Source organism: Nodosilinea nodulosa PCC 7104 (assembly GCF_000309385.1).
GTDB classification, from domain to species: Bacteria; Cyanobacteriota; Cyanobacteriia; order Phormidesmidales; family Phormidesmidaceae; genus Nodosilinea; species Nodosilinea nodulosa.
The window spans coordinates 5,885,478-5,901,391 of sequence record NZ_JH976537.1 but is presented as its reverse complement, the minus strand read 5'-3'; the positions used below and the strand labels follow the sequence as shown (position 1 = coordinate 5,901,391).

9 protein-coding genes and 1 pseudogene are annotated in these 15,914 nt (G+C 57.8%); 9 read left to right on the top strand and 1 reads right to left on the bottom strand.

All coding sequences use genetic code 11. The features are described 5' to 3' along the window. Positions 1-174: 174 nt before the first annotated feature. The 3 genes from LEPTO7104_RS40505 (at position 175) to LEPTO7104_RS0127380 (ending at position 3,933) form a co-directional block, all read left to right on the top strand. On the top strand, positions 175-369 hold the full coding sequence (locus tag LEPTO7104_RS40505) for a hypothetical protein (RefSeq protein WP_155523809.1): 195 nt from the start codon (positions 175-177) through the stop codon (positions 367-369). 625 nt (positions 370-994) lie between these two features. Then, positions 995-2,338, top strand: coding sequence for an HlyD family secretion protein (locus LEPTO7104_RS0127385; protein ID WP_017301785.1), 1,344 nt, complete (start codon positions 995-997; stop codon positions 2,336-2,338). After that, the gene (locus LEPTO7104_RS0127380; RefSeq protein ID WP_017301784.1) at positions 2,335-3,933 is read left to right on the top strand and encodes an MDR family MFS transporter; all 1,599 of its coding nucleotides are present in this window, start codon (positions 2,335-2,337) and stop codon (positions 3,931-3,933) included. Before LEPTO7104_RS0127385 ends, LEPTO7104_RS0127380 begins: the two co-directional genes overlap by 4 nt. On the opposite strand, the gene LEPTO7104_RS0127375 is transcribed toward LEPTO7104_RS0127380, so the two are convergent. Beyond that, a complete protein-coding gene (locus tag LEPTO7104_RS0127375) occupies positions 3,908-4,114 on the bottom strand; it encodes a hypothetical protein (RefSeq protein ID WP_017301783.1) in 207 nt (68 codons plus the stop codon). The genes LEPTO7104_RS0127380 and LEPTO7104_RS0127375 overlap by 26 nt on opposite strands. A gap of 189 nt (positions 4,115-4,303) precedes the next feature. Between LEPTO7104_RS0127375 and LEPTO7104_RS0127370 the strand changes: the two genes are divergently transcribed. From LEPTO7104_RS0127370 to LEPTO7104_RS43805, 6 genes and pseudogenes are all read left to right on the top strand, one after another. Further along, positions 4,304-7,351 carry a two-partner secretion domain-containing protein gene (locus tag LEPTO7104_RS0127370; RefSeq protein ID WP_017301782.1) on the top strand — a complete coding sequence of 1,016 codons (3,048 nt, stop codon included), beginning with the start codon at positions 4,304-4,306 and terminating at the stop codon, positions 7,349-7,351. Between the two features lie 78 nt (positions 7,352-7,429). Beyond that, a complete protein-coding gene (locus tag LEPTO7104_RS38720; protein WP_040695692.1) occupies positions 7,430-9,922 on the top strand; it encodes a two-partner secretion domain-containing protein in 2,493 nt (830 codons plus the stop codon). Positions 9,923-10,015: 93 nt separating this feature from the next. Continuing rightward, positions 10,016-12,652, top strand: a complete 2,637-nt coding sequence (locus LEPTO7104_RS0127360) for a CHAT domain-containing protein (RefSeq protein ID WP_017301780.1) — start codon at positions 10,016-10,018, stop codon at positions 12,650-12,652. Between the two features lie 4 nt (positions 12,653-12,656). After that, positions 12,657-13,469 (top strand): DUF928 domain-containing protein, encoded by an 813-nt coding sequence (locus tag LEPTO7104_RS37480; protein WP_017301779.1) that lies wholly within the window; start codon positions 12,657-12,659, stop codon positions 13,467-13,469. 145 nt (positions 13,470-13,614) lie between these two features. Beyond that, a pseudogene (locus tag LEPTO7104_RS43810) lies at positions 13,615-14,616 on the top strand (CHASE2 domain-containing protein); the annotation flags it as partial. Positions 14,617-14,628: 12 nt separating this feature from the next. Continuing rightward, complete coding sequence (locus LEPTO7104_RS43805) at positions 14,629-15,876, top strand: PAS domain-containing sensor histidine kinase (protein WP_422879854.1); 1,248 nt, start codon at positions 14,629-14,631, stop codon at positions 15,874-15,876. Positions 15,877-15,914: the final 38 nt, after the last annotated feature.

Sequence of the window (15,914 nt, the reverse complement as noted above, 5' to 3'; positions counted from 1 at the left end):
ACGCGAGGTGAAAATGCCTTCCGGTTATAGTCGTAGTCGATCAGGTTAAGACATTCAGAAGCGTTTGGGCGTTTGGGCGTTTTGAGCAGAAATGTTTTAACCTGACTGGCTAGCTATATATCCCCGGCAGGGCTCTCGATTTATTCAATCCACTTCAAATTGAGGACTGTACCGATGCCAAAAATTTTCGTGACGACCCACATCATCATTGCTGTGACAACTCCAGTTCTGGTATTGCTCAACAGCCTGCTAATTACAGAAGCTTCCGTTTCATCAGCTTTGGCACAGCCTTTTTTATCGATGTCATTTGATCAAAACTTGATACAGATAAACGAGGAAAATCTCCAGCGCGTTTGGGGAGCATTCTAGCTAACGTTATCGCCAGAGTTATTTACCAGAACCATAAACTTACAGGTTTGGGGTGCCCTCATCTTGACTGCCTGAACCATTTTCAGTGGAGGCTGAGTGAAACGCAGGGTTACCCAACCTTTGCTGCCGTAGGTTGGGTTAGCGTTAGCGTAACCCAACAAAATCGGTAATGGTGTTGGGTTACGCTTCGCTCAACACCAACCTACGGCAGGATAAGGGTTTCAATGGTTTTGCCAGTCAACCAGCGGTTTACCAGGCCCTCAGCTCTAGCTTGAGTCCAACTTTAGTTGGAGATCGCATTCCTCCTTAGGGTGGACCGATCAATCAACCGTTCTGTGGGGCGAAAGCCTCAACTCGGAAGGGACGACAAGATAGAGGCGATTACGTATAGTGATTCCCATCTGTCACCGCACCGCTAACGCTTGCTGGCAAAAGGAAAGCTACATCTGCTACTCGAGTCCATTCTTGATTCCATTTCCAAACCAACCGCTCATGAAAAGGCTTTCGCCGTCAACGATGAAAACGAGCTTATTTTCTTCGACTCCGCTCAGCTTGCGGTTATTTCCAAAACAATTCTGAATTTTGGCCCCTGTAACGTCCTAAACATCATGCGTTTGATTTAGCCATGGAACTCGATCGCTCAGCCCATGACAATCAAACCCTCGACGGCCATAAACCACCCGCCTTAGACGGCAAACTACCTGCTGTCGCAGCAGCGGTTGAACCGCCGGTGCCGCTTGCAAAGCCGCCCCAGGCCCGCCGCAAGTGGCTCCTGGTCGTTTTGCTGGCCCTGGGGTTGACGGCTGGCGGTATTTTTGGCTATCGCTGGTGGCGCTTTGCGTCGGTGCACGAGTCCACCGACGACGCCTATGTGACCACCGATATTCACCCCATCAACGCCCGCATTGAGGGCACCGTGATTAGCGTTGAGGTGCAGGATAACCAGCAGGTCGCGCCGGGTACGGTGCTGGTGCATCTCGACCCGAGGGACTACGAGGTGGCGCGGCAGCAGTCTCAAGCGGCCCTGGAGGTGGCGCGGCATCAGGCCGATGTGGCCCAGGCCAATATTGGCGTGGTGGCGACCACCGCCCAGGGGCAGACTACTTCGGCGTTGGGGAATATCGACGCGGCAGAGGCCAGCATTTCAACCCTGGAGGCTGCGCTGGCAGAGGCCCAGGCGGGCGTGCCCGTGGCCCAGGCCAACCTGGCCAAGGTTGAGGCCGATCTGGCCAATGCCAAGCTCAACTTCGATCGCTACACCGAACTGGTGCAACAAGGGGCGCTGCCCCAGCAGCAGCTAGATGCGGCTAAAGCCACCTACAACGCCCTGTTGGCCCAGCAAACGGCGCTGCAAGAGCAAATTCGCCAGGCCCAGGCGCGGGTGGTGCAGGCCCAGAAAAGCTTAGACAATGCCCAGGGCAAGCTGCAAGCCACTCAGGGCACGCTGCAGCAGGCCCAGGCCGGAGCCCAGCAAACGGAAGCCAGCCGGCGGCAGTACCAATCTGCCCTGGCGGCGATCGCGCAGTCGGAAGCCGAACTTAAAAACGCAGACTTGCAGCTGTCGTATACGGCGATCGCCGCTCCCATGGCCGGACGCATTGGCAATAAAACCGTTCAGGTGGGGCAGCGGGTGCAGCCCGGCCAAACGCTGATGTCGGTCGTCCAGCCGACGCCCTGGATTGTGGCCAACTTTAAAGAGACCCAGCTAGAGCATATGCGGCCCGGGCAGCCGGTTGACATCGAGATTGACGCCTTTCCAAACCATCGGTTTACCGGCACCGTCGATAGCATCGCGCCCGCCTCGGGGGCCGACTTTGCCCTGCTGCCCCCGGACAATGCCACGGGCAATTTCACCAAAATTGTGCGGCGAATTCCCGTCAAAATTGTGTTCAATGCCGCCAGCATTCGGGGCTACGAAACGCTGATTACCTCGGGTATGTCGGTGATCACCACCGTCGAAACCAAATGAGCCAGCTGTCGCCTGCCGCCGCTTTCCCCCGCGCTGCCCCTGCGCCCGCCGAAAAAACGGTTTCGTTTCGAGACTGGGTTGGGGTGGTGGCCACTTTGCTGGGCGCATTCATGGCCGTGCTGGATATCCAGGTGACCAATGCCTCCCTGAACGACATTACCGGAGCGCTCAGCGCCACCATCGATGAAGGCTCGTGGATCTCGACTGGCTACCTGATCGCTGAGATTGTGGTTATCCCCACCACCGGGTGGCTGTCCCAGGTGTTTTCGCTGCGGCGCTACCTGCTGGGAAATGCCGTCTTGTTTCTGCTGTTCTCGATCGCCTGCGCCTTTGCCGTCAACCTGCCGATGATGGTGCTGTTTCGGGCCGGGCAGGGGCTGGCGGGCGGGGTGCTGATTCCGATGTCGTTTACGGTGATCTTGCTGACGCTGCCGCCCTCCAAGCAGCCGATCGGGCTGGCAATGTTCTCGATTACGGCCATTTTTGCCCCCTCCATCGGACCGACAATCGGCGGCTGGCTGACCGACAACTACGGCTGGGAGTTTATCTTCTACATCAACATCATTCCCGGTCTGATGCTGATTGCGGGGGTGTGGTATGGGCTGGCCCCCAAGCCGATGCAGCTGAATCTGCTGCGGCAGGGCGACTGGTGGGGCATTGCCACGATGGCGATCGGGTTTGCCGCCTTTGAGTTTTTTGCCGATGAGGGGAACCGCAAGGACTGGTTTGGCTCGGTGGAGATTCAGCGGGCGGCGATCGTGGCGGCGATCGCCCTGCCGCTGTTTGTGGTGATTCAGTTCACCCGCCAGCAACCGCTGCTGAATCTGCGCCTGCTGGGGCGACGCAACTTCGGCCTCTCGGTGGTAATTACCCTGGCCCTGGGGCTGGGGCTGTATGGCTCCACCTATATTCTGCCGCTGTACCTGGCCCAGGTGCAGAAATACAACGCCCTGCAAATTGGCCAGACGATCATGTGGGCCGGGATTCCTCAGCTGTTTATCATCCCGTTTGTGCCGAAGATCATGCAGCGGGTTGACCTGCGGCTGCTGGTGGCGATCGGGCTGTCGCTGTTTGGGGTCAGCTGTCTGATGAATTCCCACATGAGCCACGACACGGGCATGGAGCAGCTGATTCCGGCCCAGATTGTGCGAGCCCTGGGCCAGCCGCTGATTATCACACCCCTCTCCAGCATCTCAACCGCTGGCATTGAGCCCAAGCAGATCGGCTCGGCCTCGGCCATTTTCAACATGTCGCGGAACCTGGGCGGCTCGGTGGGCATTGCCATCCTGGGCACGATTCAGTCCCAGCGGGAGCGGTTTCACTCCAACCGGCTGGTGGATGCGGTTTCGCTCTCGAACCCGATTACCCGCGATCGCATTGACCAACTGACCCAGTTTTTTACCGGGCAGGGGGCTGACCCGGTTGCTGCCCACCATCAGGCGATCGCTCAAATTGCCAAACTTGTACACCGGGAGGCCAACGTCATGTCGTTTAACGACTGCTTTCTGTTTATGGGCTATGCCCTGTTTGCGGCGGCCCTGCTGGTGCTGCTGCTCAAGCCAGCCAAACCTAGCGGCGGGGCAGCGGGTCACTGAGGCTAAATAGGCGATCGCACTCGGGGCAGTCGTGGAAGGCCGGGGGACGCTCCATGGGCGGAATTTGATAGCCACAGGTTTGACAACTGCGATTGAAGCGCACCAGCGGCGATCGCCAGGTGACCAAAACAATCACCTGGGTCAACAAGCCGAGTATCAGTAGAACGAGGGCAATAGTCATGGGTCTAGGTGATGAGGTGAATCGGAATCCTGCGATTTAAAAATAGCCGATCAAGAACCTGTTTATAAATAGTAGCGCTGAATCAAATCAATCAGAGGTTCTTGTCATTAGTTTAATTAAAACGGGTCGCTTTCCAAGTCAGATAGCTTCGATTAAACCCTAGCCAGCGATGGAAGTGAAGAGCATCAAATGAGCCAACCCTACTGGAGCACAGGATTAGTGATAGTGGGCATTGTGCTGGGGGTTTTAGAGCTTTCTCAACCCATCGCGGCCCAGGTCATTTCTGACGACACGCTGCCGGTAGGGGAGCGATCGCAGGTTTCAGGCGATCCTAATTTTCAGATTGATGGGGGAGCGAGGCGGGGGGGCAACCTGTTCCACAGTTTTAGCCAGTTTTCGGTGCCCGACGGTGGCTCTGCCTACTTCAACAATGCCACCGATGTACAAAACATATTGACTCGGGTTACGGGTGCATCTGCCTCTACTATTGATGGTTTGATTCAGGCCAATGGCACCGCTAACCTGTTTTTTCTCAACCCCAACGGCATTTTATTTGGCCCCAATGGAGCGCTGGATATTGGCGGTTCTTTTGTGGCCACAACGGCCAATGCGATCGGCTTTCCCAATGGGGAGGTGTTTAGCAGCGATGCCGCTCAGCCATTGCCCAGTCAGCTGCTGACTGTCAATCCTAACGCGCTGTTTTTTAACCAAATGCCCCAGCCAATTGTCAATCAATCCACGTTTGATGACTCGGGGTTGCAGGTTCCCCTCAGGCAAAATTTACTGCTGGTTGGCGGCCCGGTGGTGTTGGATGATGGGCGGTTAGCCAGTCCGGGTAGCTATGTCGATATAGGCAGCGTAGGTGGGGCGGGAACCATTGGTTTGGTGACGGCTCTCGACGATTGGCAACTGACTTTTCCCGACAGTATTGCCCGCGCCGATGTTTCGCTAATCAACGATTCCAGAATAACGCTGCTTGCGGATGAAGGCGGTAGTGCTGCGATCGCAGCCCGCAATGTGACGCTGAGTGATGAAAGTAGAATTCGAGTCGGCATTGATGGGGGTTCAGGCTTTGTTGGTGCCCAAACAGGGGGCATTCAGATTGATGCCACAGAATCAGTCAACCTATTAAATAACGCGACCGCCCGCATCGAAGTGCTTCCCGGAGGCACGGGCAATGTCGGTGATATGACTATCACCACAGGATCGCTATTTCTTGAAGGAAATTCTCGGCTGATTGCTGCTACCAGCGGGCAGGGGGACGTAGGCAGGGTGATTATTAATGCCCGTGATGCCGTCTCTTTTAATGACAGTTACGTGCTCGGCGTCGTACAAACTAACGCGATCGGTAACACGGGTGGTATTGCCATCACCACAGGAACCCTGACTTTTGCAGAGGGGGGGGTGCTGGATTTCAGCACAAGGGGGCAAGGCAATGCGGGCAGCGTGATTATTGATGCCCGCGATCGCGTCTCCATTGACGGTGAAAACCCCACTGGCGACTATGCCAGCACGATTTTCACCCAAGTGGAGCCAGGCGCTACAGGCCAGGGGGGAGATGTAACTATCACCACGGGTTCGCTGTTTCTGACCAATGGCGGTGCTGTGAATACCGCCAATACGGGCGGCACCGGCAATGCAGGTCGCGTTGTGATCAACGCTAGTGATTCTGTGCAGATTCGTGGCGCAGCCCCTATTTTTACTGAAAACATCAGTGGAGTGTTCACTTCGGCAACCGAAGGCTCGACGGGAAGCGGCGGCGATGTCGCGATTACCACAGGCTCCCTGACGGTCGCCGACCGGGGAAGAATCATCACCAATGCCGAGGGCCAGGGCAATGCAGGAAATATTAAGATTCAATCCGGGGGCACCGTTTCCTTTGATGGGGGCGATGTGATCAGCACGCTTGATCCAGGAGCCGTCGGTCGAGGGGGTGATATTGATATCACAGCGCGATCGCTCTCAGCTATCAATAACGCTCAGCTTTCGGCATCCACGTCTGGAGATGGAGACGCGGGCAACATTACCGTCAGTGCCGATAGGGTAGGCGTAAACAGCGGTGGGCGACTGCTGACCACAACCTCTAGTAGCGGTCGTGCTGGCGACATCACCGTAGACACGCCAGATTTACAGCTGTCGGGTGCAACCAGCGGTCTCTTTGCTGGCACCACCAATACCGGGCCTGCTGGGAACCTAACCATTCAGCCCCGAGGGAATGGGCAGAATGTCCGAGTAACGCTTCAGGACGGTGCTCAAATCTCTGCCTCCACCTCCAGCAGCGGTCAGGGGGGAGCATTGACCATCGCTGCGCCAGAATCGATTACGCTGACCGGAGCTGGCTCCATCATTGCCGCTGGCACAGAGGGCAGTGGGGCGGGGGGGAACTTAACGCTCTTAACCGATACCCTCAACATTCAAAATCAGGCGGAAGTGACCGTCAGCAGTGCGGGTACTGGCAGTGCAGGCTCTCTATTTGCAGAGGCAAATCGTATTTTTCTGGACCAGCAGGGCAGCATTCGCGCCGATACGACGGGCGGGGGTGGCAATGTCAATCTGCGATCGCCGCTGATCGTTTTGCGAAACGGCAGCAACATCACCACCAACGCCACAGGCTCTGACATTCCCGGTGGCAACGTCGCGATTGACACCCAATTTTTGGTTGCGGTGCCTGGGGAAAATAGCGACATCAGCGCCAATTCCGAAGACTTTCGGGGGGGCAACGTCAGCATCAACGCCTTTGAGATTTTTGGCATTCAGCCTCGTCCGTCCCTCACCCCCCTGAGCGACATCACGGCAACCGGGGCCACCTCATCGCTAAGCGGGGCGATCGCCGTCACCACCGCAGGCGTTGATTTCACCTCTGGCTTAGTCGCGCTACCCACTGACCTGATCGATCCCTCCCGCCTGATTGCCCAAGGCTGCCCGGCCAGCCAGGGCAATTCTTTTGTGGTCACGGGGCGAGGTGGCCTGCCGCCCAACCCAGAGCAGCAGCTAGATGACGATGCCGACTGGCAAGATCGCCGCAGGCTGGTGGCTCGATCAGCCTCGCTGCCTGAGCCAAACCTTTCCCCTGTGAACGTCTCTATGTCTCACGGACGCCCCTCTACCCCGCCTCTAATTGAAGCCACCGCATTGCAGATTGCTCCCAATGGAGCAGTCCGGCTCGTTGCCCCAGACGCTGCTACCGCTGCCCACGGCCCGCTGAGTCTGTCCGTCGCCTGCCAGGGAAGTTCGTAGGTGCTGCGAAGGCCTGTTACTGACCGAACTTATTTGGTCCTATAAACCCTAGCCAACGATGGAAACGAAGAGCACGATATGAGCCGACACGACTGGAATAGGTTGTTATTAATAGTGGGCAGTGGGTTAGGGGCTTTTGGGTTTGCTCAACCCATCGTGGCGCAGGTGGTTTCTGACGATACGCTGCCGGTGGGAGAGCGATCGCAGGTTTCAGGCGATCCCAACTTTCAGGTGGATGGTGGGGCCAGGCGCGGGGGCAATCTGTTCCACAGTTTCAGTCAGCTTTCGGTACCCACCGGGGGGTCTATTTACTTTAATAATGCCGCCGATGTGCAGACTATTTTTAGCCGAGTTACGGGTGGGTCAATCTCCAATATTGATGGGCTAATTCAGGCGAATGGTACAGCTAATCTGTTTTTGCTCAATCCTAACGGCATCTTGTTTGGCCCTAATGGAGCGTTAAATATTGGCGGTTCTTTTGTGGCCACAACGGCCAGCAGCATCAATTTTGCCGATGGATTTCAGTACGGTGTAATCAATCCTCAAACGACGCCGCTATTGACGGTGACTGCCCCGGTTGGCTTGCAGATGGGAGCGAGTCCAGGGCCAATTTCGGTGCAGGGAACTGGGTACGATTTATCCGTCCCAGTGCCATATTTTTCGTCCATTGCTAGAGCAGCTAACCCAACGGGGCTGCAAGTACCAGCAGGACGCACTCTTGCTTTGATTGGAGGAAATATTGAGCTGACAGGCAGCACTCTGACAGCAGAACAAGGAAAAATTGAGTTAAGCAGCGTGCGCGATGGGCAAGTGAGCTTTGATGATAGCTTTATCCTAAGCCAGTTAGGGGCGCAGACTTTTGGCAATATCCGTCTGTCCCAACAGGCGTTAGTTGATGCCAGTGGCGGCGGGTTGATTCAGATACAGGGCAATCAGGTCTCGCTGGCAGATGGTTCACTCTTGTTGATTCAAAACCAAGGGATTCAATCAGACGGGAGCATTAGAGTGAATGCTGCCCAGTCTTTAGAACTGAGCAGTAGTAGCCTAGACGGTAGAATTTCTGGTGGCTTGGAAAGTCAAACTGTGGGAGTTGGACGTGGAGCAGACATTGACGTTTCAACTCGACAATTAACGGTTCGAGATGGCGCACAAATATCTGCTCGCTCCTACAACTCCGGCAAGACAGGTAATGTAACTATGCAAGCCTCTGACTCAATTCAAGTCATTGGTTTTTCATTCATTGACCCCAGTCTACTCAGTGCCATTGGCAATAGCGTTTTCAGTTCTGGAGATGCAGGCGATGTCACTGTGTCAACGCAAAAGGTAACGATTCTCAGGGGAGGAACCATCGGATCGGTAACTTTTGGAATCGGTCGCAGTGGTGATGTCACTGTGAATGCGCTGGATTCAATAGAACTGAGTGGACAGAGCAGTCTTTCCATTAGAAGTGTCTTGCAGGCTCTCACTCTTGGTTCTGGAGATGCGGGTCAACTCACAGTCAACACTTCAAGGTTAGTTATTCAGGGAGGAGCCGTTTCGACTGCCACATTAGGATCGGGACGTGCAGGTAGTCTCACAGTCAATGCCAGTGAGTCTGTAGAAGTCAGTGGTCGTTCCTCATTGCCTTCCCTTCCCAACTATGTAGGTTCATCTGCCCCGATTCCAAGTGCTTTTTTAAGACGAGCTTATCAACTTCCCGACAGACCAGGCGGCAATTCTGGTAGTGTGACCATCAATACTCCCCGTTTAAGCCTCACGGATGAAGCAAACGTCACCGCCAGCAATGATGGCACCGGCAGCGCTGGCACATTGAGGGTGAATGCTAATTCGATTGTCGTAGACCGTGGCAGTTCAATTACTGCCGCTACGGCCTCTGGGGAAGGGGGCAATATTGACCTCAACGTGCGAGATTTTCTACTGCTGCGAAACCACAGTCAAATCACAACTTCGGCGGGTGACAATGGGGGCAATATTCAGGTTAATGCAGGCTCAATCATCGCTATTCCTGCCGAAGATAGCGACATTCGTGCCAATTCGGTGAACGCTCGGGGTGGCAATGTGACGATCAATGCTGCCGGTATTTTTGGCATTCAGGCTCGTCCCCAAGATACGCCTTTGAGCGACATTACCGCCACCGGAGTCAATTCTGCCTCTAGCGGCACGGTGCAACTCAACGTTAATCAACTCAACCCCACTTTTGGCTTGGTTGAGCTACCGGATAACCTGATCGATCCTTCCCGACTCATTGCCCAGGGCTGTCCGGCCAGCCGGGGCAATTCCTTTGTGGTCACGGGGCGAGGTGGTCTGCCGCCCAACCCAGAGCAGCAATTGGATGACGATGCCGGCTGGCAAGACCGCCGCAGGCTAGAGGTGACTTGGTCAGCCTCGCCGTCTGAGTCAGGCAATCCCCCTGCGAATGCCTCAATGTCCGATGGGCGACTCTCTAATCCGTCCCTGATTGAAGCTACCGCATTGCAGATTGCGCCCAATGGAGCCGTCTGGCTCGTTGCCCCAGCCGCCGTTGCCCATAACCCGCTGAGTCTGTTTATCGATTGCAAAGGAGGTCGGTAGATGAATGAGGCTGACCGGACGAGGCAAATCACTCAAGGGAAATCTTTGCCGGGGCGTATTTTTGCCCGAACAAGATGGCTGAGACTGCTGCAATTGGCGGCCTTAGGCTTTTTGATCACGCTTATTCTTCAGACTACTATTGTGGTTGCCGCTCAGGATGCTGGCCGCGAGATCGGAGTGGAAGACTCAGATCCATCGATCGCAGTATCACCCCTGCCGCCATCGGCTGAATCCGATGCGCTCAATCAACTGGTGCAGCAGGCCGAGGCTGCCTATCAGGCGGGTCAGCCGACGCAGGCGATCGCCCTCTGGCAGCAGGCCGTCACGGGTTACGAACAGGCGGGTGATGCCCTCAATCAGGCGTTGATCTTGAGTTTTATGGCCCAGGCTTTTGGCGATTTAGGCCAGTGGACCGCCGCCAATGATGCCATCACGCAGGCGATGTCGCTGCTCGATGTGCCCGCCGCCGCCAGTTCAGAGGCGGCAGGGGTGCGGGCGCAGGTGCTCACCATTCAGGGCCAGCTACAGCTCGATCAGGGGCTGGCCTCAGACGCATTGACCACATGGCAGGCGGCGGAAGCAACCTACCGGGCCACCGATGATGCCGACGGCATCGTGGGCAGCCAGATCAATCAGGCCAGAGCCTTACAGGCAGACGGGTTTTACCGGCAGGCCAGAGCCCTGCTAACTCAGGTCGAGCAATCATTGCAGGCGCAGCCCGATTCGTCGCTGAAGGTGACGGGGTTGCGCAACCTGGGCAGGGTGTTGAGGGGGGTGGGGGACCTGGGGCGATCGCGCCAGGTTTTAGAGCAGAGTTTGGCGATCGCCCGGCAGCTTCCGTCAGCGCCCGCAGCCGACATTAGCGGCATTCTGCTCAGCCTGGGCAACACGGCGCGCGCCCAGGCAGACCCCGACGGGGCAATGGCTTTTTACCAGCAGGCGGCTGCGATCGCACCCTCCCCCGCAGCGGTGGCTCAAGCGCAGCTGGCCCAGCTCAGTCTTCTGGTGGAAGCCCAGCGGTGGGCCGAGGCTGAACGATTGGTGTCGCCCATTCAGTCCCTCCTGCGCAGATTGCCGTCCGGGAATTTGGCCATTTATGGGCAGATTGATCTGGCCCAGAGCGTGGTCAAGCTGAGCGGCAAAGCCGCCAGCGCCGCCGGAGAAACGCTGCCGCCCGAGCTGTTTAAAACCTCGGCTCAAGGCCTGGCCACGGCGGCCCAATACGTCCACCAGATGGGGGATACTCGGGCCGAATCCTATGCCCTGGGCGCCCTGGGCAGTCTGTATGAAACCACCCGCCAGTGGGACGAAGCTCAGGATCTAACCCGGCAGGCGCTGGAGCTGGCCCAGGCTATCGGTGCCGCCGACATTGCCTACCAGTGGCAGTGGCAGCTGGGCCGCATCGGCTGCCGGGGCACCCAGCCCTGCACCGGCAATTTGCCCCAGGCCACGGCGGCCTATGGAGACGCGGTTAAATCGCTGCAATCGCTGCGCAGCGATCTGGTGGCGATTAGTCAGGATGTGCAGTTTTCCTTTCGAGAGAGCGTCGAGCCGGTCTATCGCCAGTTTGTGGAGCTGCTGCTGCAATCGGATGCCTCCGGCCCAGACCAGTCGCCCAGTCAGGAAAACCTGAAGCAGGCGCGGCAGGTGATCGAAGCGCTACAGCTGGCCGAACTCGACAACTTCTTTCGAGAGGCCTGCGTGAATGCGCGCCCGGTTGACATCGACCAGATTGATCCCCACGCCGCGGTGATTTACCCAATCATTCTGCCGAACCAGCTGGCGGTGATTCTGGCGTTGCCCAACCAGCCACTGCGCTACCACAAAACCCAGCTCTCCCAGGCGGAGGTCGAAGGCATTCTGACCGAAATGCGCCAGTCGCTCAGGCCGACCGCCTTTGTCGAAGACTGGCTGCCTGCCGCCCAGCGGGTCTACGATCTGCTGCTGCGCCCGATCGCCGATCAGCTCACGGCCAGCGGCATCACCACCCTGGTTTTTGTGCCCGACGGCCCGCTGCGAAACTTGCCCATGACCGCCCTCCACGACGGCGATCGCTACCTGGTGGAAACCTACAGCGTTGTGCTCACCCCTGGATTGCAGCTGCTGCAACCCCAGGCGTTGGAGCGGCAGCGCCTGCGCCTGCTGCTGGCGGGGCTGAGTCAGGCCCGCGAAGGTTTTACGGCTCTGCCCAACGTGGCGGTGGAAATTCAGCAGATTCAGGCCGAACTGCCGGGCCGAGTGCTGCTGGATCAGGCCTTTACCAAGCAGTCCTTTGAGGCCCAGGTGGAGTCTACCCCGGCCTCTGTGGTTCACCTGGCCACCCACGGCCAGTTTAGCTCCAGGGCGGAAGACACGTTTATCTTGACCTGGGATGGCCGCATTGACGTGAAGCAGCTCGATCAGCTGCTGCGCTTTCGCGAGGGCGATCGCACGCCAATCGAGCTGCTGGTGCTGAGCGCCTGCCAGACCGCCACGGGCGATCGCCGGGCCGCCCTGGGCATGGCCGGGGTGGCGGTGCGATCGGGGGCGCGCAGCACCCTGGCCTCGCTGTGGTCGGTGGGCGATCGCTCCACCGCTGCCCTGATGATTGAGTTTTACCGCCAGCTGGGGTTGCCCGGCGTCACCAAGGCCGAGGCCCTGCGTCGCGCCCAGGTCACCCTGCTGCACCAGGACGACTACCTCTCTCCCTACTACTGGGCACCGTTTATTCTGTTAGGAAATTGGCTTTAAAACCATGATTAAATTTCTCGTTTATAGGGCTCTCGTTTATGGCGCTGCCGCTGGCGTTCTCCTGGGGCTAGACCCAGGGGCTGGGGCGATCGCCTCTCCCCAGCCTGGGGCCAAAAATCCTCCATCGATCTGGGCGGCGGCCCCCGTGAGCAAAGGGGCCACTCGCCTGAAGCAAAGCAACCCGCCGCCGCCGCCGACCAATCCGGGCAGCTCGGCCCCAGGGGGACGGCGCAATGCCTCCGCCTGTCCTCAAGACGCCGGGGCAGCCCCCAACTCAGCCACTCCCGGCCCCCTGCTGACGGCGCTGAGTCCGATTACCAAACCGGGCCTAACCCTAGCGACCCACCCTACCTTTCTGGTCTATGTGCCTACCACTAATGCTGAGAGCGCAGAGTTTAGTCTCCGCAACCAGGCCGGGCAGGGCCTCTATCGCACCACCGTGCCCCTGCCTACAACGCCCGCCATCGTCAGCATCAGCCTGCCCGACCAGACGGCGGCTTTGGCGGTGGGCAAGACCTATACCTGGACGTTTGCCATCATTTGCGACCCGAACGATCGCCTGGAAGATCAGTTTGTCACCGGCACCGTTCAGCGCCTCGACCTCGACCCGGCTCGGGCGGCGCAGCTAGAGCAGGCCTCGGCCAGCGATCGCCTGGCGCTATACGAGCAAGATGGCGTTTGGTACGATGCCCTCGCCCTGCTGGCTGAGCTCCGGCGCACCGATCCAGAAGACACCAGCCTTGCTACAACCTGGCACGAGCTGCTGCAATCGGGTGGAATCGATACTCCCGTCGAAAGCAACTCGATCTCATACTAGGCAAAGCCAAGTTTTGAATTTTGAATTTTGAACTTTGAACTTTGAATTTTGAATTTTGAACTTTGAATTCAGCCGCCTACTCAAACCTCAAAACCTACTTAATTCCAGCTCCTAAATCATCTGCATTGAGCGATCGCGTGAGTCTATGTGGACAACCTTAAACCAGCACCTGGGGCAATGGCGTGGCGTCTTAATTACGGCTCCCAGCATTGCCGCAGGCCTGCTGATTTTGCGTCTGGCCGGGGCGCTTCAGTTCATGGAACTGATCGCCCTCGACCAGATGTTTCGGCTGCGCCCGGTGGAACCTGTAGACCCACGCATCGTTTTAGTCACGATCGATGAGTCGGATATTAAGCAGCTGGGGCAGTGGCCCATGTCCGATGCCACCCTGGCGCGTACGCTGTCGCTGATCCGCCAGCAGCAGCCCAGGGTGATTGGCCTAGATTTGTTTCGCGATCTGCCCGTTGAGCCCGGTCATTCAGATCTGGTCGATGTATTTAGGTCTACGCCTAACTTATTTGGTGTGGAGAAGGTAATTAAAACGGCGCAGGGAGAGCGCATTCATGCGCCCTCTGAGCTAAAGCAGCGTGATCAAGTTACCGCCAGCGATCTGCTTTTGGACCCAGATAACCGCGTTCGCCGCAGCCTGCTCTACCTGAGAACGCCAGACGATCGCTCGATCTTTACCCTGGGGGCGCGGCTAGCCTTTGCCTATCTGGATCAACAGGACATCAAGCGGCAGCCCCTCAGCCCCGATCAAATGACGTTTCGGCTGGGGCGGGCCACCTTCACTCCCCTGACCCCCAACGCGGGCGGCTATGTGGGCATGGATGCCGGAGGGTATCAAATTCTGGCCAATTTTCCTCGATTTCACGGCGGGTTTCCCACGGTTTCACTTACGGATTTGCTGCAGGGCGACGTGCCGCCGGATCTAATGCGCGATCGCATCGTCCTGGTTGGGCTTACGGCAGAGAGCATCGAAGACAAATTTTTCACCGCCTACACGACCGATACCCTGACGGCCCCGGCTGGGGTTGAGGTACATGCGCTGCTTGCCAGCCAATTGCTCAGCGCCGCCCTGGAGGGTCGCCCGCTGCTGCAGGTCTGGCCAGACCTGCTGGAATGGCTGTGGATTATCGGCTGGTCAGCGATCGGAGCCGTGATCGGCTGGAAATCTTCATCGCCGCGCCAAACCGTTTTGCGGGTGGTGCTGCTGGGGGGGGCGCTGCTGGGGGTCGCCTACGGACTGTTTCTGGCCGGCTGGTGGATTGTGGTGGTGCCGCCGCTGCTGGCTTTGGTCGGCGCGGCGATCGCCAGCAACAGCTACCTGCTGTGGGACAACCTCAACGACTACGCCCGCACCCTGGAGCAAAAAGTCGACGAGCGCACCCTGACCCTACAGCAGGAGATTGTCGAGCGGCAGCAGGCCGAACGCGATTTGGGGGAGAGCGAAGCCCGGTTTCGTCAGCTGGCGGAGGCCGCCGTCGAGGCCGTCGTCATCCTGGAGCAGGAGCGCATCGTCGATGTCAACGCCGCCTTTACCCGGATGTTTGGCTACCCCCTGGCGGAGGCGGTGGGTATGCCCGTGGGCGATCTGGTGGTTGAAGACGACCGCGATCGGGTGGTCCGGCAGCTGCAAGCCGAGGATGAAGGATTTCAGGAGACTAGCTGTCTGCGCAACGATGGCACCACCTTTCCCACCGAGATTCGCGTCAAGGGGGCAACCTACCGGGAGCAGGTGGTTAAAATCGCGTCAATTTACGACATCAGCGATCGCAAAAAAGCCGAGGCCGCCTCAATTTTGGACGAGCGCAACCGAATGGCGCGCGAAATTCACGACACCCTAGCCCAGTCGTTTACCGGCATTTTGCTTCAGGTGGGAGCCGCCACCCAGGTGCTGGCCGACGAACCGGATGCGACCCTGCTCCACCTGGACATGATTGATGAACTGGCCCGCACAGGGCTGATGGAGGCGCGGCGTTCGGTCACCGCCCTGCGCCCCCAGCTGTTGGAAGACGGCAATTTACGCAGTGCCATCCAAAGTCTGGTGACTCAAATGCTAACGACGGTCGACGCTAAGCTGATCTACACCATTAAGGGGACGGCCTACCCCTTACCTGGCGATGTTGAAAATCACCTGCTGCGAATTGGGCAGGAAGCTCTCACCAACGCCGTTAAATATGCCAATGCCAGCGAAATTCAGGTTGAGCTGGTGTATGAAGCCACGCAATGCAGTTTGCATATTAAGGATGACGGCAAGGGCTTTGGCGTGGGCAGTCTCCCCACCATGGGCGGCTTTGGCCTACTGGGCATGAGCGAGCGGGCCGAGCGCATGGGCGCCCAGCTAACAATTCAAAGCCAGCCGGGGCGGGGCACCGAAATTGTTGTCATAATCAATCAATCGTAGGCCTCTCGGTCATGATTTCTAACCAGACCAGGAGAACT

What these genes read in the sequence shown, in the direction of transcription:
- LEPTO7104_RS40505 (WP_155523809.1), top strand. Translation starts at nt 175, where the DNA reads ATGCCAAAAATTTTCGTGACGACCCACATCATCATTGCTGTGACAACT.
- LEPTO7104_RS37480 (WP_017301779.1), top strand. Translation starts at nt 12,657, where the DNA reads ATGATTAAATTTCTCGTTTATAGGGCTCTCGTTTATGGCGCTGCCGCT.
- LEPTO7104_RS38720 (WP_040695692.1), top strand. Translation starts at nt 7,430, where the DNA reads ATGAGCCGACACGACTGGAATAGGTTGTTATTAATAGTGGGCAGTGGG.
- LEPTO7104_RS0127375 (WP_017301783.1), bottom strand. Translation starts at nt 4,114, where the DNA reads ATGACTATTGCCCTCGTTCTACTGATACTCGGCTTGTTGACCCAGGTG.
- LEPTO7104_RS0127385 (WP_017301785.1), top strand. Translation starts at nt 995, where the DNA reads ATGGAACTCGATCGCTCAGCCCATGACAATCAAACCCTCGACGGCCAT.
- LEPTO7104_RS0127380 (WP_017301784.1), top strand. Translation starts at nt 2,335, where the DNA reads ATGAGCCAGCTGTCGCCTGCCGCCGCTTTCCCCCGCGCTGCCCCTGCG.
- LEPTO7104_RS0127370 (WP_017301782.1), top strand. Translation starts at nt 4,304, where the DNA reads ATGAGCCAACCCTACTGGAGCACAGGATTAGTGATAGTGGGCATTGTG.